This window comes from Ruegeria sp. J8 (assembly GCF_056531925.1).
Genome location: NZ_JBQFMR010000015.1, coordinates 19,076 through 36,272, shown reverse-complemented (window position 1 = coordinate 36,272; position 17,197 = coordinate 19,076). Strand labels below are relative to the sequence as shown.

The following is a 17,197-nucleotide window of genomic DNA, read 5'->3' as shown; positions in this document are numbered from 1 at the left end:
AGCATAGAACGGCAGTAAATCTCGAATTCCCGAGAAAACGGACTATGCTTTGCCTCGTAAAACTAAGATGTTCAGTTCTTTGAAAACCAGATTTTGACAAGCCGACTGCGGCCGTACTTTAGCTGCAACTCATTTGGAGCGGTACTGCGATGCCAAACACTTCGTTACTTTCAAAGTCCAATTTTCCAGTTTTTGCGCTTATTGGAGGTTTGATTATGCAAAGCCTTGGAACTTCTCCTGTACATGCTGAAGAGGACCCATACGCAACGCCGCGAGAAGACTTTTCCATCCGCGACCTGAGGAATGGTTACACAGCCAAGCAAGCCTACGACCTGAGCTCTGAATGGAATTTGCAGAAGTTCCTCGACATTACCGAAGCCGGGGCGTTTTCGTACATGAACCTCGCCGAGTTCCTGCCAAGTTCGGTTATTCGCCGCGACGGGGCCGTCGCGATGCTTGCGGCAAACCTTAACGATGCCATAGGTGCCACGAGTGTCCCAGGCGCTGATGAAAAGGCTGTCTCGCTTGACGAGATGATTAATGCCGATGATTCCACGGTGCAGGGCGTTATGGTTCTTCACAACGGCGAAATCGCTTACGAGGTATACCCAGGAATGCGACGGACGGACAACCACGTCTGGATGTCCAATGCAAAGATCCTCTCAAGCTTGCTGATCGGTCAATTGGAAGATGAGGGTAAGATCGACGTTCAGAAAACGGTTGGCGACTATGTCGAGGGCACCAAGGGAACAGCTTGGGAGAGCATAAAAGTCATCGACGTCCTGAACATGCAGTCTGGTTTGGATCTGGAAGAGAACCCCCTTTCACGCAAGGGCGACACACCGTATGGGCGTTTTGTCAGGGCTGAGGTTGGTGTTCCGAACGAAGCAGGCGTCCTGGAAACGCATAACGAAGCCCTGTTTGCTATACCCAAGCTGCGGGAACCGGCTGAAGCCTTCGAATACTCTTCTGCAAACACGCAAATGCTTGGTCTTGTCATTGAAGCCGTTACGAACCAGCGACTTGGCGAAGCGATCACGGAACGGGTTTGGAGCAAAGCTGGAATGACTGGCGACGCCACCCTTGCGCTGTCACCTCAAGGAAACGGTATCATACACGGTCTGATCAGCAGCCGCTTGATCGACATGGCAAAGATTGGTCTGCTCTACACGCCAAGCTGGGACAAGACAGCGTCAGATCGCGTTGTATCTGAAAAGATGATCAACACGATCCAAACAGCGGGTATCGCCGAAAACTACATGAAGGGAACACTTGGCCCGCACCTTTCTGAAGCATTCCGTGAACAACCGATGGCAAACGCATACCAATGGGATGCCGTTTTTGCCGATGGCGATTTCTACAAAAGTGGGATGAATGGCCAAGGCATCTATGTCTCGCCAGGAAAAGACGCAGTCGTCGTTTGGTACGCAACCGGAGGCGCGAGTATCGACATGGAAGCTTACGCCCGGGCCATTGTGAATTCTCTGTAAGTCGGATCACGCACTGGTGTCTTTGGCTGTGACCCAATGTATTGTTGGTCGTTTGGTGACTAGAGCATCCATTCGACCGGCAGCCACCTGACCACGGCCGTCAGGGCACGCTGTAAACCATTGGTTTCAGGGTCCACGGAGTGAATGGTGACAGTCCCATCCTGCTCTTCTTGCAGCCATATCATCTCGCCGCTGTCGTTGAGTTCGACGCGATAAGAAAACTCAGGCCGGTTCAATTGTTCTGCAAGTGCCTGAGTTATAGTTGGGCTTTCGATCATAAGGCCCATTTCTGTATTCAGCCGCGCAGACCTTGGATCGAGGTTGTAAGAGCCTATGAAGATCCGTTCTCCATCCGATCCGAAGACTTTTGCGTGTAAACCGGAGGCCGACCCGGCCAGCATCTCGGGCAGGCTGCGCTCGCGATGTTCACGCCGCAAGGCTCGAAGCTCTAGCAACTCTACACCGCTGTTCAGCAAGCCTTCTCTGTATCGCATATACGCTGCGTGAACCGGCATCACATCCGTGGCATCCAATGAGTTGGTCAGAATGCGGACCTTCACTCCGGACTCTGCCAACCCCTCCAAAACCTCCGCGCCTCTTTCGCCCGGAATGAAATACGCTGAGACAAGGTCTAGCGAGGTCTCAGAGGTTTTGGCGAATTCGATAAGTTGCTCGACAATCAGATCTCCACTCTCGACTTCGCCCAGCCCTTTTGACGGATCGTCGACGAAAAGAGTGACTTCGCTCCATTCGAATTTCAGATCGCGCGCCGATATCCGGTCGGCCAGTTCATTTTCCTGAATAGCCCTTTGATAACCTGCGCCAACCGCAGTCTGGCGCGCGGCGTCTGCCTTCGTTTTCAGAGTTTTTTCCGACGAAGGCTCCAAAAATAACTCCGCGTCGTACGCGGAAGCACTGTTCCAATATGCGTCGAAGGATTGCGATACCTCATCTACAATCGGGCCAATAGCTATCGCGTCTACATCCAGGTAGTGCGTTCCCGCCCCGTAGTCGAAATAGATGTCACCTATGTTGCGCCCGCCAACAATCGTGGCGACTCCGTCCACAGTCATTGATTTATTGTGCATCCGCCGGTTCAGGCGACCAAAGTCAAATGCATAAGACAGAAGTTTTGGGTTCCTCAAAGTGAACGGATTGAAAATGCGTACATTTGCATGTGGCAGGGCGTCCAGTTCGGCGAGCAAACCATCCAATCCAGAGATACCGTTATCGTCGACCAACAATCTGACGCGCACGCCGCGCTCTGCTGCAGCTCTGAGCTCTTCCAAAAGCATCAGGCCGGTCACGTCATCTTGCCAGATGTAGTACTGAGCATCGATTGAGGATGTCGCTTCTCTTGCAAGGATCGCCCGGGCCGCAAAGGCTGCACGTCCATTTCCTAACGGCCTTACACCGTCGAGCCCGGGATTGCGTTCAAGTGCATTTTTTATTGTTGCACCCAGTGGTCCGACCCAATCGGCATCTTCCTTAAGCGTTGGCTCAAAAAAGTTTTCTTCAGGAAGCGGAAACGTCAATCGTAACCCCATTATGGTCACTGCGATCACCGCTACCAAAATCAAACATGTTCTGATCAGCCGCATTCAGGGTTCCATAGGTGGCACTTCGGATTGTTCTTGAAACTGAGATTGGCCTATCGACAGATAGTTTTTCAAGAGTTTAGGTCGGAGCAACAGGCTGAGCACTAAAGTTTGTCAGCTATGGAATTGGGCAGCCATGTTTTCGTGCAAACCCGATTAAACATGCCCATAGTAGTCTCGGGCAGCGACTACCGAGTAGGCATAATGCAGTAAGGTTCCCCAATCGAAGATCGGCAGGCCCACCTCGCGCTGTGCCGCACGAGAAAACGGTTGCATCCCTGTGCATTCATAGACGATGGCGCCAACGTTCGGATCGCGTGCCACGAGTGCTTTGGTTGCCTCGACCATCTGGCGTTCTGCGGTCTCAAAGTTTGCGATAGGAGCGTCTGGACGTTTTTCCGGATCCCAAAGTTTGTCGAACTCGGTCACTCCCAGCTCGTCCTGGGCGCCCCCAATGATCAGGTTGGAATTCGGATCAATACCGACGGCTTCGAGGTGGCGATCTGTCAGGAAGCGGCGTTGAGCACACAGGATTGCCACCTTCTTGCGGCTGCCGATCAGTGTCTGGGCAAATGGCACCTGTAGCAGGCTGGACATGAACACCGGCACGCTAACGGCGTTGGCGACCTCCTGCTGGAAATAGGCAAAGTACCCACACTCCGCGGCAATGGCGCGGCACCCGTATCTTTCCAACCGCTTTGCGGATGCAATGATGGGCGCGCGAACTGGTGTTTTGTCCTGGTCCCAAACCAAGGTCTTGTTGCTAACGTCTGTGGCGATGTCGTATTGGATCGGAAAGGGAAACGCGCTTGGGTTTCGTACGTCACCGGGGAAGCCCGGATAGGCATCGTCCAGAAGCATGACGCCAAGGCCCATCCCATAACCCACATGGTTCTGACGCACGCGGATATCTTTGATGCCGGGGTCACGGGGTGCTTAAAACACTTAGTTAGGCCTTTTCGTGTCAGGGCATTTGGGCGGGCCAACATACAGTCGACCCACCCCAGTCTGATCAGCTGTTGCGTTCGAGGAAGTCGACCAGCAGGGCCGAGATCTTCTCGGGCTGGTCTTCCATCGAAAAGTGGCCGCAGTTCTCGAGCACATGCAGTTCCGAGCCGGGGATGGCGTTGTTCAGCTTATGAGCCCACGCAACCACCTGCCAGGCGTCATCCGCGCCCCAGATCAATTGGACCGGACGCTCCCCAAGCTCGGCGTAGCGCGGTGCGACCTCGTCGGTATGCTTGGGGTCGTAGTGCATAACCTGATGCTGAAAGAAACTGCTCTGGCCTACGGGACCACAGAAGAAATCGAGGTAGGTTTCCATCGATGTCTCGGCGAGACGTTTCTTGTTCTGCACTGTCGAATAGAGCCATTCCCGGAAATGCTCACGGTGTTCTGCATCCGGCGCCTTGATAAGCTTCTCAAGACCCGCTTGCATCTGTTCATGGGTGCGCTTCGAGGGCCAGCTGTCATAGCTCACCACGTCGATCATGGTCAGCGTGCGGACACGCTCAGGGGATTGGATGCCGAAACGCTGGGCGATACCACCACCGATATCATGTGCGATGACATGCAGGTTATCCAGCCCCCAGATGTCGAGCAGCCCTTCAAGGATCGGAACCTGCCCAGTGACCGAGGTGTCGATGTTAGGGTCGCGTGGACGTTCCGACAGACCATACCCGAGCAGGTCGAATACATGCACCTTGTATCCGGCCTCGACCAACGAAGGCAGGATGTTGCGCCAGATCCAGGACGAGGACGGAGTGCCGTGGATGAGGACCACAGGTTCGCCTTCACCATGCACGCCGTGGGCGATGCGGTTTCCTTTTATCACACAGTGTCGGTCAACAAGTTGGGTCATGGTTTTTCTCCTGCTTTGGTGGGCTGGTCGGGCAGTCATTCGGGGATGATTTCAAGGAAAGTGAGCGCAGGAACGGTCAGACGCTCCAGGCAAAGATGCCGTAGGTGTCGGTGGCAATGTAGAAGCCCTGCATCGTCGTCCAGCCCCACATCTGCTTTCGCACCGCACGGGTGAAAAGCAGCAGCGCCACCAACAGGAAAAACACGAAGGACAGCACCTCGTATCCAGTGTTGGAGGCGATGAGCAGGGAATAGGCGATGGACAAAATGGCTCCACCCCACTCAAGCGATTTGTTTGCATCGGTTGTCATGTTTCAATCCGTTTTCTGACTTTCCCCGATTGTAGTTTCAGAGCAATCAATCTATCAAATGAATGATTGTCATGAATCAATAAGAAATGCGAATGGAGCTGTGCCATGGCTGAACGGCTGGAAATAGATGGCCTGAGGGCGCTTCTGGCAATCTCGTCTCATGGGGGCGTTACCCGCGCGGCCGAACACCTTGCGCTGTCGCAACCGGCGGTCAGCCACAAGGTCAAGCGGTTGGAAAAGGTGCTGGATTGCGATCTTCTGGCGCGCCGTGCAGGCGGGCCGCTGTTTACTGAAGCGGGTGAGCGGTTGCTGGAATATGCACAGCGCATGATGGATCTGCATGACGAGGCGCTGGCGGCGTTGGGCAAGAAACCACTCAAGGGCACGATCCAACTGGGCATGACCGAAGACACAACGGGCGGCGACGTGGCCCGCATTTTGGGCCGCTTCACACGGCTGCACCCGGAAACCCAGGTGCGCACTCGGATCAGCCAGAGCCTGACCCTCGCAGATTGGCTGGAGGCCGGGGAAATCGACGTTGCGGTCATGCAGGTCTTCAGCCGTGATGTGCACCCTGACGATCTGGTTCTCTATGAAGACCAGTTGCATTGGATCAAATCGCATGACCTTCCGCTGGACCTGTCGGTCCCGGTGCCGTTTCTCGCCTTTGATAGCAACTGTTTCTACAAGCATTGGGCCAGTGCCGAAGGGGCGCGAGGTGGGCAACGGTTTGAAACGGTCTTCGAATGCCCCAGTGCGTCGGGTATCCTGTCCTCCGTGCGCTCGGGGTTGGGGGTCGCGCTGATGAACGGGCTGCACCTGTCGTCTGACCTGGAGGTTGTCGAAGATGTGTTCCCCGAGCCGCCTTCCATCGCCTATGTCGCGCGAACTCGCCCCAAGAACCGGAATGATGCAGTCAAGGCGCTCATCCAGGAAATCTCCCGTGAGGTCAGAAATGCAATTCCCCTGCGCGTTGCTTGACGAACCAGCCCTGGCCTCTATCGAAGCACAGGCAGCCCAAATTCTCGATGAAATCGGGGTTGAGTTGCAGGGGGATCCCGGCAGCCTCAACGCCATGGCGTCGGTCGGGGCACGGATCGAAGGCGAGCGTGTTCGTATCGACGCTGACCGTCTGCGCGGTCTGATTGCGCGTGCGCCCGCCTCCTTTATCTGGCAAGGAAAGACCGAAGCGGCTTCGGTCACAGTCGGAGGCGACCGCCCGGTGGTTGTCCCCTTCTATGGCCCTCCGAATGTCCGGCACGCGAACGACACCATTCGCCAGGGCACGCTCGAGGACTACCGCGAACTCGTGCGCTTGTGCGATGCTTCGTCGGCAATCGACAGCACCGGCTTTCAGCTTTGCATCGCCCACGACGGGAACGCGCTCGTGCCCTACATGGAGCTCGCCCGCGCCCATCTGGCGCTTTCGAACAAGCCGATGATGGGCACCATCCTGTCCGAAGACGCGCTGCGCGAGGTTGCCAGCGCGGCTGGCGTCAAGGATACGGACGAAGACTGTCGGTTGCTTCACCTGATCAACCTGACGCCCCCGTTGGTCTTTCAGGCCAATCCGCTGCGCTGCCTGCGTGCGTCGGCCGAATTGGGTCAGGCGAGCCTTGTTGCCTCTTACATGATGATGGGGGCCACGGCGCCGGTGACCGTTGCCGGGGCGCTGGCGCAGGGGCTTGCGGAAATCATGGTAGGGCTGGCTTTGACGCAAATCTATCGCCCTGGGGCGCCAGTGGTCGGCGGGATCTTCGCAACCCCGTTTTCGATGCAGTTCATGGGCCCGATCTTTGGAACACCAGAATCTCACCTCGCCCAATTGGCCGGTTGCCAGCTGGTGCGTCGACTTGGGGTCCCCTGCCGTGGCGACGGATTGGTCACTTCTTCTAAGATCAATGACGCTCAGGCTGGATATGAAGGTGCCAGCGCCTTCGGAGCATCTTTTATGGGAAGGGCCGACCTGATCCTGCATGCGGCGGGTTGGCTGGAGTTTGGGCGGACTGTCGGTGTTGAGAAGTTCAATTCTGATGAGGCGATCCTAGAGGCGCAGCTCTCAAATCTCCAAATTCGTCATTCATCAGGATACTTCTGAACGACGGCCGTGAGCCGTTCGTCATACTTAGAAAAGTCCGGGTTGTGCGCATCGCAGACCCTGCGTGATAGTTTAAGTTTCCCTAGGAAGCCCCGTTGCGGGATTGAGCAACGCAAAGGGCCATAGCCGCAACGATTTCGCCAAAAATTGATTGCATTCATCGCCAAGGCAGACAATCGCGCAGCGCAAAATCTTGGGCAAACTACGCAGACATATTGGATGCGAGAAGTGTTGTGCGCAAACCCACATTCTCTGTAGGCGCGCATAACACTGCGCTCATAATATTGATTTTAGTCATTAAATTTAGGTCATCTCGCCCATAACTTGCGTGGTATTTGCGCATTAGTTTGCTCGATTTGACCAAAAGATTGCACACTCCCTCTTGGTGTTCGACTACATCCTTCCGAAAGTCTCTTTGAGTTCTGCGACTTGTGCTGCATCCAACATCCGGGTTGGCAGGCCCCGCAAAGCCACGAGCAGCTTGGCTGTTTCTTCTAACTCTTCCGCCGCACAGACGGCTGAGAACAGATCCTTTCCCGAGACGACGGGACCGTGATTGGCCAACAGAACCGCGCTACATTCGCCGCCCAGTTCGCGGATCAAATCACCGGATTTCGGGTCACCCGGCTTGACGTATGGAACCAGTTTGACCGTGCCGACGCGCATCACCACGTATGGTGTCAGCGGTGGAATACAGTCATTGGGGTCGGTGTCTTCCAGACACGACAGTGCGGTGGCCCAGGTCGAATGCAGATGAACCACGGCGCCCGCTTCTGGTCTTGTCTCATAGAAGGCTTGGTGCAGAAATACCTCCTTGGTCGGCTTGTCTCCGGAGACATGGTTCCCATCCAAATCAATCTTGGCGATGCGCTTGGGGTTGATATCGCCCAAGGTCGAATTTGTTGGCGTCATGAGGATTCCGTCATCAAGTCGTGCCGAGACATTGCCAGCTGTGCCAACGGAAAAGCCACGCGCAAACAGCGAGGCACACAGCTCTGACATCTGCTGCCGCAGCGCCGTTTCATCCGAACTCATTTGCCTGCCTCCATCATTCTGAGCGCTTTTGCAAAGAAGTCTGAAGCGCCAAAGTTTCCAGACTTTAAAGCCAGCGCAATAGGTTCAGTTTTTCCAACGCTTAGGACTGGCACACCCGGGTCGATCTCTGGCCCAATTGACATGGCAGGTGACCCGAGTTCTTCAGAAATGGCCTTGGCAACCGCTCCCGAGGTTTCCCCTCCTGCCACCACCAATCGCTTGTAGCTCTTCTGAACAAGCTCTCGCGCGGTATCTGCAAAGAGATTGTCCAGCCTGTCCGCTACAGCTTCCTGACCGAATTGACTTTGGATCGCACGCACATCATCAGGACTTCCCGACGAGTACGCGAGCGGAGCCTGCTCCGAATGCGCTGCGAAGAAATCCAGAAGCGTTTGTGTGGTCACATCCCCGGACATAACACCCGGAACATCGATGGCGAACGTCGGATTGGATTCCGCATGCACATTGATCTGCTCTCGGGTCGCACCCGAGCACGACCCGGCAAGGATCGCGGCAGGCCCAGCGAAACCGGTGAACTCGCTGCCAGTACTTTTGGATGAAGTCTCTCCCAAGAAGTTTCGTGCTAAGCCCAATGCTATGCCCGATCCCCCGGTGATGAGTTCGGCATCCTTTAGAGCTTCGCCCCAAGCCAACAGATCTTTGTCCGAAATCGCATCGCCAATCAAAAATCGTTCTTCCGCGTTCCGCAATGAATCAGCAATCGCCTCTGGCCCTTGCTTCACGGTGTCAACTGGCACCGACCCAACCGCTTCTTCGGTCTGATGCTGCAACCAACGCCTGATGTTCGCATCCGTCATCGGAGTAAGGGGGTGATTTTCCATCCCGGACTCGTTCAACAGCCTGCCAAGCACAAAAAGATGACCGTGATAGACCGTGCGTCCCGTTGTCGGAAAGGCCGGGCAGAAAATCACTTTTTGCGCGCCCAGTTCGTTGGCCAACGCTTCCGCAACGGGGCCGATATTTCCTTCCATCGTGGAATCGAATGTCGAGCAATATTTGAAGATGAACTGCTGGCATCCTTGGTCCACGAGCCACCTCAAGGCACTCAAACTGTCTGCAACCGCTTCCTTGACCGGTGCAGTGCGGCTCTTGAGCGAGATGACGCCCGCTTCGATCTCTTCGTTGGCTGGGGTCGTCGGAATACCTGGAAATTGAGCTGTTCGTAACCCACCTTCCGGCTCAACACCCTTCGCCAAGGTATTAGCAATGTCGCTCGCACCGGTGAAGTCGTCCGCTATGACACCGATTTTCATAGTTCAATGTCCCGCGTCGGCCCTGGATCCAGCCTACGGATATGGGGTGCCGCGCCTACGGGATATACCGCACGTACAAGTGGATCGTGGCCGGGCACGATAAGCCTAGGATGCGAGGCCAACCTCTCGAGTGTCTTGAAGCCATCCATCATGTCCTGCAAATCGACGACGATAGGAAAAGCTTTGCGCGCCATGAAATTCTCATAATAATGCGAGGCATCAGAGGCGAGTACCATCCACCCGGCTGCCGTTCTAACGCGAACGCATTGCAACCCGCGCGAGTGCCCACCGATGCAGTGCACCGTAACCCCATCTGCAATCTCAGCCTCTCCATCGTAGAACACGACCTTGCCTGAATAGAGACGCTTTACGACCTCGCAAACATGGCCAGCCGTGAAAGGCGCACGTAGGTGGTCATGGCACATGCAAGGGCCGGTGGCGAAGGCCATTTCCGCCGACTGCATATGCAACTTCGCGTTTGGGAACATATGCAGCCCCCCTGCGTGGTCATAGTGAAGATGGGTCACGATGACATCGGTCACCGCATCCGGCGCAATGCCTAAGGGCCGCAACGCCTCGCGAGGATCCATCGCGATGGGACGATCACGGGCGGCGGCCTCATCGGAATCGTAGCCAGTATCGACCAGAATGACTTTGTCGCCGCGTTTGAGCACCCAAACGAAGTAATCCATCGCATGAGGCGCGTCATGATTATCATCGATGATGAAACTATCAGCTCGCGTCCGGGCGTTGCGATCCGCGTATTTCACGGCATGGATTTCCCAATCGTTCATCGGATGACCTCGGAATACTGGTGAACTACTTTGGTGGCGATCATATCAGCCACTGCCGTATCAAAGGACTGAAAATGCGCGCTTTCTAGGTGGGCAGAAAACGCCGCGCTGTCATCATAAACCTCATAGAGAAAAACCGTCTCGGGATCATCGCCGAGGCAAACGTCAAATTGCCGGCATCCGGGTTCTTTACGCAAAGAAGTTGAAGCGTTTTCTACCATCAGCGGCAAGAAAGCGCTTCTCTTACCGGGTTTGAGAGTGAAAGTGACAGTGACTACAAACATCAGACAGAAAGTCCTTTCAAACGTGAGAAAGCGCGCTTTGCGAAGGGCAGTTGGCTGAGGACCAGACCAATGTTGAGCACCAGTAGAATGGCCGCACCAGGCCGAGAAAAGAAGACCGAAAGATCCCCATCCGACAGGAACAGCGACCGACGGAAGGTTTCGTCAAACAGGCTGCCCAGAATAACGCCTATCACCAACGGCGCGATTGGGTATTTCATCAGGTTCATGAAATAGGCAACGGCGCCTACTCCAAGCATCAGGTAGAGATCATTGATGCCACCACCAACGCTGAAAGACCCAATGGTTGTCAGAACCATAACGACGGGCAAGAAGATGGTCTGCGGGATGGCGAGTATTTTAATAAAGACCCGAGCAGTGAACAGGCCCATTAAGAACATTGTCAGGGAGGCCAGCACTAAAATTGCAACCACGCGCAGAATGATCTCGGGGTCTATTGTCGGACCTGGGATCACGTTGTTGATCTTGAAAGCCCCCATCAAAGCCGCGGCGGGTGGTGAACCGGGAATGCCCAAAACCAAAAGCGGGATCAGCGCGCCCCCAATGCAGGCGTTATTTGCTGTTTCAGAGCACAGCAGACCTTCCAATGACCCTTTTCCAAACTTGTCGCCCTCGGCAGAAACGGTCTTGCCAACACCGTAGCTGACCCAACCGGCGACATCTTCGCCGACGCCAGGAAGCGCTCCTACCCCAGTTCCAATCACTCCTGACCGGCCAATGGTGGGCAGGTAGCGTCGGATGGAGCGTAGGTTCGGAAGAATGCGGCCTTTCAGGGCCAGAACTTTCCCGGCCTCAACGTGCCTCAAACCGTCAATGATTTGGGGAATGGCAAAGGCCCCCATCAAAACTGGCACAACCTGAAACCCGCTCATCAGATAAGACCAACCGAAAGTATAGCGCGGCTCAGACAATAGAGGGTCGAGGCCCACCATGGACATCGCAAGCCCAATCAGACCGGCGATCCATCCCTTAATCACCAGGTCTTCGCTCATCAAAGTGCCAGAAAGCAAAATGCCGAACAGGGCCAGCAATGCTTTCTCTGGGCTTGCGATGTTCTTTGAAACCAAAAGCAGCGCCCAGACAAAAATCAAAAGCGTGATGGTTCCGATAACTGTGCCAATGAAACTGGCCGTTGTGGTCAGCCCTAGTGCTTCGCCCCCTCGACCCGCTTTGGCCAGAGGGTAGCCATCCATCGCCGTCGCCGCGCTGGCTGCCGTGCCCGGAATGTTCAGCAAAATAGACGGATATGAGCCGCCGTAAATCGCGCCGACATAGGCCCCGAGCAAAGCGATGAGCGAATAGTCGAGCGGGATTTTGTTGCCGAAGAAACCCGTCAGGATCGTCACAGCCAGGGTTGCCGTAAGGCCGGGCAATGCGCCGAACGTGATGCCCAGGAACACGGAAACGATCAGATACAGATAGGTCAGCGGGTCTACTGCCAGGCCCAAGAATGCGGTCCCAAACCCAGCCAGTTGCGAGAGGATAAAGTCCATCCGGTCATTCTTTCCATAGCGGACGAAGCGTCACGTAGTAGTGGTATTCGATTTGCTTGAAGATCAGCCCTCCGCGCGCGGGCACGTTCTGCCGGAAAACAAAGGCCATCGCGCAAACGAGGATGAGCGGGGCAAGTATTGCCACCAATGGAACGTAGCGCAAAACGCGTTCGGTAGTCGCTTTGGCCAGCACCAACAGCGTCAATACGATCCACAGGATCAGCGTGAACCAATCATCGCCGTGCGCATTCCAATCCATCTGTGCCGGAAAGCCGATGAAGGCAAACAGTCCTGCAGCAATTACTGCAAAGCACGCCACCAAAGCACGCCGCGCATGACCTCCGTAGTAGCCGTAGGTCAAAGCTGTAATCAGCAACCCAGAACACAGAATGAAGTCCACTCTGGGAACGAGCCCGAAGACATATGCAAAAAGGATCAGGCCTATTGTTGAAGCTCGATAGGCTTCCGACTTATCCCATCCGATACGCATAGCGCTAAGCGCGTTTTGAGCTCCACCTGAACGGATCGAAATGGCTAGCAAGACGAAGGACAACACAAGTAACCCTCCGAAGATAAACAGCGGTACAATTGCAGCCGAGTTGTACCAATCCGATCCACTTACACCTGCGCGGTTTTCACCCCAAAGTGGAATGTCCAACGTCTTCCAAAGGAAAAAGACGGACGCTGTTATGAGGACAATTGCTGCCCAAAAGTCGCGCGTCCGCATGACCAGTGTTTCGCCAGGATTGTCCATTGCCTGCCTCCCGAGGGAAAGGGCGCGATCAGGCGCGCCCTTTCAAAAGTGATCGGATTATGGCTTCTCGATACCTAGCGAGGCCGGATCGACCGTAGCAGCGCCCAGATCTTGCAAGGTATAGGCAAAGGTAGCTTCGAGGTTGGCAAACAGCTCTTGAGCTTCTTCGCCGTGTTGACCACCGACATCATAATTGTTGGCAGAGGCCCATTCAGCGACGGTGTCGGAGGCAATCGCTTGCTCGAAGGCATCACCAAGCGCGGCCTTTACGTCGTCCCCGGCGGAACTGTGAACAGCAAACCCGATGGCCTGCTTGAGCGGCAAATACCGATCGAGACCGTCATAAATGCCAAAGGCAGATGGCACTGTTGCTCCTGCGATCTGCGCGTCCTCGGGCGTCAACATAGCAAGCGGTTTAAGTTGACCGCCTTCGATCAACGGAGCCTGTTCAGCCAGTGAAGTCACAACCAACGCAACTTCCCCCGCTATCGCTGCTTCCTGCCCTGGCGCTGAGCCTTTGTATGGAACAAACTTGAATTCTGCACCGGACCCTTTTTCGATGGCCAGAAGGTTCAAGTGGTGGATCGAACCTGCGCCGGAAGCCGCCGCTGGAATAGTGCCAGGAGCAGCTTTCGCGGCGTCGACCAGTTCTTCCAGAGTATTGTAAGGGCTGTCCGCCGGAACCGAGATCAGATCAGGTGATCCGCCAACAATGAACGGATACCAAAAATCAAACTTCTTATCCCAACCACCTTGCACAGCAGCGGTGACGTTCGACTCTGACAGACCAACCAATGTATAACCATCGTCTGGTTGGTTCATGACATAGACCATCCCGTTGGAGCCTGCGACACCACCTGTTTGATTGATCACATTGATCGAGACCGGAAGGTGTTTTTCCATCTCGGCCATGATCATACGGTTGATCGTATCGGTCCCGCCACCGGCCCCCCAGACCACAGCTGTGGTGATATCACGATAGGGGTAATCCTGCGCAACAGCTGCGCCTGCAACACCGGTCGCCATCACGGCTGCGGCCGCGAACCGCCCTAGCTTTAGTTTCATTTCCAAGTCCTCCCAAACAGCTTTGCGTTTATTATTGCATTTATTTGCGTATACATTAAAGAATGCATTGTCAACGTGCTGTAGTAAATGCTGCTATCGCGCTATGAATGCGAAACGGGAAGGATACGGGCTAAGATGAAAAAAACGTACGATGTTGCGGTGTTCCACGGGGACGGGATCGGCCCGGAAATTATGGCCCCTACGCTTGAAATCCTGCGTGAGCTCTCACGCAGCAGTTCCACCTACGAGCTGGTATTTACAGATGCTTCGGCGGGCGCAGGCCACTATGCCAAAACTGGAGATTCGTTTCCGGCTGGATCACTCGAAACCGCGCGCAATGCTGACGCGATTCTGCTGTCTGCAATGGGCTTGCCAGATGTTCGATACCCTGACGGAACCGAGATTTCACCGCAAATCGATCTGCGAAAGCAACTGGGACTTTTCGCTGGTGTACGGCCAGTGAAGGTAAGCAGCGGACAAATGACCCCCTTGGCGCTGCCTCTCGGAAAAGAGATCGACTTTGTCTTGATACGCGAAAGCACAGAAGGACTGTTCTTCACCCAAGGCGCTGGCGAAGTTACTGAACACGAAGCACGTGAAACTCTGCTGATCACGCGTGAGGTGTCCGAAAAACTGTTCCGTTTCGCGTTTGAACTCGCCAAGAACCGCAAAAGAACCGGGCGCGGCCGGGGTCGAGTTACATGTGTCGACAAAGCCAATGTATTCCGCGCCTTTGCGTTCTTCAGATCGATGTTTGATGCGGAAGCCGACCATTATCCCGAATTGCAGGCAGACCACGCTTATGTTGATGCAACGGCTCTGTGGATGGTTCAAAAACCTTGGGAATTCGATGTTTTGGTCACTGAGAACATGTTCGGAGACATCCTCTCCGACCTTGGTGCAGGTCTTATGGGCGGTCTTGGACTGGCTCCGTCAGCGGATATCGGGTTGAATCACGCTGTATTCCAACCCTGCCATGGTTCCGCTCCAGACATTGCAGGACAGGGTATTGCCAACCCCTTTGCGATGATTCTGTCCGCAGCAATGATGCTTGAATGGTTGGGTTTGACCCATGATCACCCAGGCCTGTCCAACGACGGCGAACGATTGCGTGAAGCCGTGGAAAAGGTGACCGCGAACGGACAGAACCTAACGCGTGACCTAGGTGGCACCGCCGGAACGCAGGACGCAGCCTCATCGGTATTGGAAGCATTGCGGGCATGAATACTCAACAAGCCATCAGGGTCGCGTGTGTGGGTGCGGGATATTTCAGTAGGTTCCACTACGAAAGTTGGTCCCGAATGCCCAGAGCGGTTCCGATTGCATCCTGCAACCGTGATATCAACAAGGCGAAGGAAACAGGACTGGCCGCTTACGATGATCTGTCAAAAATGCTGGAAGTGGAAAAACCAGATCTCTTGGACATCATCCTTCCACCTGTGGCGCAGGCCGATGCCATCCGAAGGGCACTGCGCTCTGGAATAAAGTGGCTGATCTGCCAAAAACCTTTCTGCATGTCATTAGAAGAAGCTAAGAAGATCGTCTCCGAGGCTGAAGCAGTAGGCGCAACCATTGTCGTGCATGAGAATTTTCGCTTCCAGCCCTGGTATCGTGCGATCAAGGTAGCGATGACCGAGGGTCGAATTGGAACACCTCTACAAGCGACTTTCCGGCTTCGGCCTGGCGACGGACAGGGACCGCATGCATACCTTGACCGGCAGCCGTACTTTCAGGACATGCCACGTTTTCTGGTGCATGAAACAGCGGTTCACTGGGTAGATACATTCCGATTTTTGTTCGATGCGCCCAGTGCAGTTTATGCGGACTTGCGCCGAGTTAATCCCATTATCTCAGGCGAGGATGCAGGTTTCATCTTGTTTGATCACCCTAACGGCTTGAAAGCCCTGTTCGATGGGAACAGGTGCCTTGACCACAGTGCCAAAAACCTGCGTCAAACCATGGGTGAGGCTCTCATCGAAGGAAGCGAAGGATCACTGTTTCTTAACGGTGACGGTTCAGTTGACCTTCGCGCCTTTGGGAAACGGGAGAAACAGCAGATTCTCCCCCCCAGCGATCATGATGGGTTTGGAGGAGACTGCGTACACGCCTTGCAAAGTCACGTCGTTTCAGGCCTTGTAATGGGCACGCCGCTGGAAAATACGGCCCGAGACTATTTGGACGTGATCCGCATCGAAGAAAGCATCTACCTTTCAGCTGCGGAGGGACGAAAGATCAATCTGGAGACGCCGTGAAGGATCAGGACGCAAAAACTCTTTCCAACACCCAACGCGCTGTTAGGGATTTGCGACAGATGATCCTGTCTGGCGAACTAGCTGCCGGAACTGACCATCTGGAATCGGAACTCGCAGAGACACTTGGCATGTCCCGCACCCCGATACGGGAAGCTGCGCTGATGTTGGAAAGTAAGGGCTTGCTTGAGATGCGGCCCCGCAAGGGCGTGCGGATATTGCCTGTTTCATTAGATGACATGCGTGAAATTTACGACATCCTAACGGAACTCGAGAGTCTCGCAGCGCAGCGCGCTGCCGAAGCGGGTTATTCGGAAGATGAACTGGCGGTACTTGCCGGATCAATTGCAAAGATGGACCAAGCCATCGAAGCCGAAGACCTTGAAGCCTGGGCCGAGGCCGACGAGTTGTTTCATCAGGAGCTTGTTCGGTTGGGCGGCAACAAACGTGTCGAAGCGATTGTCGCCATGATGAGCGATCAGGTGCGTCGCGCGCGCGCAACGACGTTGTTCATCAGGCCCCTGCCCGTCAAATCCAATGAAGACCACCGGGTTGTTTTTCAAGCGATCAGTGAAGGTCGTCCAGATACCGCCCGTGAACGTCACCGTGAACACAGGCTGCAAGCACAGGCTATGCTTTGCGGGATACTCGAAAAACATCGGCTCAACAGCCTCTGACCGACTCGTATCCGGTCTTTAGTCAGCTAAAGTAACTGCCTGTTTTTGGCATTGAAGGCGCTCCGAGTGCTTGTCTACCACGGCAACCCGCAGTTGCCTCCGGCTGCTCTGATTTCTTCTTTCTAGTCGCTCAACCAACCATTGCATCGATTGGGGTTGCAATAGTACGATTTCGCATTATTTTAGTTCGATATCGT

17 protein-coding genes are annotated in these 17,197 nt (G+C 54.8%); 6 read left to right on the top strand and 11 right to left on the bottom strand.

All coding sequences use genetic code 11. The features are described 5' to 3' along the window. Nucleotides 1–149: 149 nt before the first annotated feature. Nucleotides 150–1,490: a serine hydrolase domain-containing protein gene (locus tag ACR0L1_RS21935; RefSeq protein ID WP_480860807.1), complete on the top strand. Its 1,341-nt coding sequence runs from the start codon at nucleotides 150–152 to the stop codon at nucleotides 1,488–1,490. A 59-nt stretch (nucleotides 1,491–1,549) separates the two neighbouring features. Here ACR0L1_RS21935 and ACR0L1_RS21930 read toward each other — a convergent pair whose 3' ends face one another. From ACR0L1_RS21930 to ACR0L1_RS21915, 4 genes are all read right to left on the bottom strand, one after another. Further along, nucleotides 1,550–3,091: a phospholipase D family protein gene (locus tag ACR0L1_RS21930; RefSeq protein WP_480860806.1), complete on the bottom strand. Its 1,542-nt coding sequence runs from the start codon at nucleotides 3,089–3,091 to the stop codon at nucleotides 1,550–1,552. A 153-nt stretch (nucleotides 3,092–3,244) separates the two neighbouring features. After that, entirely contained in the window at nucleotides 3,245–3,991 is a 747-nt protein-coding gene (locus tag ACR0L1_RS21925; protein ID WP_480860804.1) for an aspartate/glutamate racemase family protein, read from the bottom strand. A 109-nt stretch (nucleotides 3,992–4,100) separates the two neighbouring features. Further along, nucleotides 4,101–4,949 carry an alpha/beta fold hydrolase gene (locus tag ACR0L1_RS21920; RefSeq protein WP_480860803.1) on the bottom strand — a complete coding sequence of 283 codons (849 nt, stop codon included), beginning with the start codon at nucleotides 4,947–4,949 and terminating at the stop codon, nucleotides 4,101–4,103. A 76-nt stretch (nucleotides 4,950–5,025) separates the two neighbouring features. Further along, nucleotides 5,026–5,259: a hypothetical protein gene (locus ACR0L1_RS21915; protein ID WP_480860802.1), complete on the bottom strand. Its 234-nt coding sequence runs from the start codon at nucleotides 5,257–5,259 to the stop codon at nucleotides 5,026–5,028. Nucleotides 5,260–5,364: 105 nt separating this feature from the next. Here ACR0L1_RS21915 and ACR0L1_RS21910 point away from each other — a divergent pair, with 105 nt between their 5' ends. Further along, complete coding sequence (locus ACR0L1_RS21910) at nucleotides 5,365–6,240, top strand: LysR family transcriptional regulator (RefSeq protein WP_480860800.1); 876 nt, start codon at nucleotides 5,365–5,367, stop codon at nucleotides 6,238–6,240. Continuing rightward, nucleotides 6,215–7,357 (top strand): trimethylamine methyltransferase family protein, encoded by a 1,143-nt coding sequence (locus tag ACR0L1_RS21905; protein WP_480860798.1) that lies wholly within the window; start codon nucleotides 6,215–6,217, stop codon nucleotides 7,355–7,357. The genes ACR0L1_RS21910 and ACR0L1_RS21905 overlap by 26 nt, the downstream gene beginning before the upstream one ends. Before the next feature lie 393 nt (nucleotides 7,358–7,750). On the opposite strand, the gene otnC is transcribed toward ACR0L1_RS21905, so the two are convergent. From otnC to ACR0L1_RS21870, 7 genes are read right to left on the bottom strand one after another with little or no spacing between them, the layout of a single operon-like run. Continuing rightward, nucleotides 7,751–8,392 (bottom strand): 3-oxo-tetronate 4-phosphate decarboxylase, encoded by a 642-nt coding sequence (gene otnC, locus ACR0L1_RS21900; protein WP_480860796.1) that lies wholly within the window; start codon nucleotides 8,390–8,392, stop codon nucleotides 7,751–7,753. Then, the gene (gene otnK / locus ACR0L1_RS21895) at nucleotides 8,389–9,666 is read right to left on the bottom strand and encodes a 3-oxo-tetronate kinase (RefSeq protein WP_480860795.1); all 1,278 of its coding nucleotides are present in this window, start codon (nucleotides 9,664–9,666) and stop codon (nucleotides 8,389–8,391) included. The genes otnC and otnK overlap by 4 nt, the downstream gene beginning before the upstream one ends. Continuing rightward, entirely contained in the window at nucleotides 9,663–10,460 is a 798-nt protein-coding gene (locus ACR0L1_RS21890) for an N-acyl homoserine lactonase family protein (protein WP_480860794.1), read from the bottom strand. The genes otnK and ACR0L1_RS21890 overlap by 4 nt, the downstream gene beginning before the upstream one ends. Next, complete coding sequence (locus ACR0L1_RS21885) at nucleotides 10,457–10,744, bottom strand: putative quinol monooxygenase (RefSeq protein WP_480860792.1); 288 nt, start codon at nucleotides 10,742–10,744, stop codon at nucleotides 10,457–10,459. The genes ACR0L1_RS21890 and ACR0L1_RS21885 overlap by 4 nt, the downstream gene beginning before the upstream one ends. Continuing rightward, entirely contained in the window at nucleotides 10,744–12,255 is a 1,512-nt protein-coding gene (locus ACR0L1_RS21880; RefSeq protein WP_480860790.1) for a tripartite tricarboxylate transporter permease, read from the bottom strand. The genes ACR0L1_RS21885 and ACR0L1_RS21880 overlap by 1 nt, the downstream gene beginning before the upstream one ends. 4 nt (nucleotides 12,256–12,259) lie before the next feature. Further along, nucleotides 12,260–13,009, bottom strand: coding sequence for a hypothetical protein (locus tag ACR0L1_RS21875; protein ID WP_480860788.1), 750 nt, complete (start codon nucleotides 13,007–13,009; stop codon nucleotides 12,260–12,262). Nucleotides 13,010–13,066: 57 nt separating this feature from the next. Further along, entirely contained in the window at nucleotides 13,067–14,074 is a 1,008-nt protein-coding gene (locus ACR0L1_RS21870; protein ID WP_170775443.1) for a Bug family tripartite tricarboxylate transporter substrate binding protein, read from the bottom strand. Nucleotides 14,075–14,161: 87 nt separating this feature from the next. Between ACR0L1_RS21870 and ACR0L1_RS21865 the strand changes: the two genes are divergently transcribed. Genes ACR0L1_RS21865 through ACR0L1_RS21855 form a run of 3 tightly spaced genes read left to right on the top strand, consistent with a single transcriptional unit; the run spans nucleotide 14,162 to nucleotide 17,000 of the window. Next, entirely contained in the window at nucleotides 14,162–15,298 is a 1,137-nt protein-coding gene (locus tag ACR0L1_RS21865; protein ID WP_480860786.1) for an isocitrate/isopropylmalate dehydrogenase family protein, read from the top strand. Further along, nucleotides 15,295–16,326, top strand: a complete 1,032-nt coding sequence (locus ACR0L1_RS21860; protein ID WP_480860785.1) for a Gfo/Idh/MocA family protein — start codon at nucleotides 15,295–15,297, stop codon at nucleotides 16,324–16,326. Before ACR0L1_RS21865 ends, ACR0L1_RS21860 begins: the two co-directional genes overlap by 4 nt. Next, nucleotides 16,323–17,000, top strand: a complete 678-nt coding sequence (locus tag ACR0L1_RS21855) for a GntR family transcriptional regulator (RefSeq protein ID WP_170775439.1) — start codon at nucleotides 16,323–16,325, stop codon at nucleotides 16,998–17,000. Before ACR0L1_RS21860 ends, ACR0L1_RS21855 begins: the two co-directional genes overlap by 4 nt. Nucleotides 17,001–17,197 lie beyond the last annotated feature (197 nt).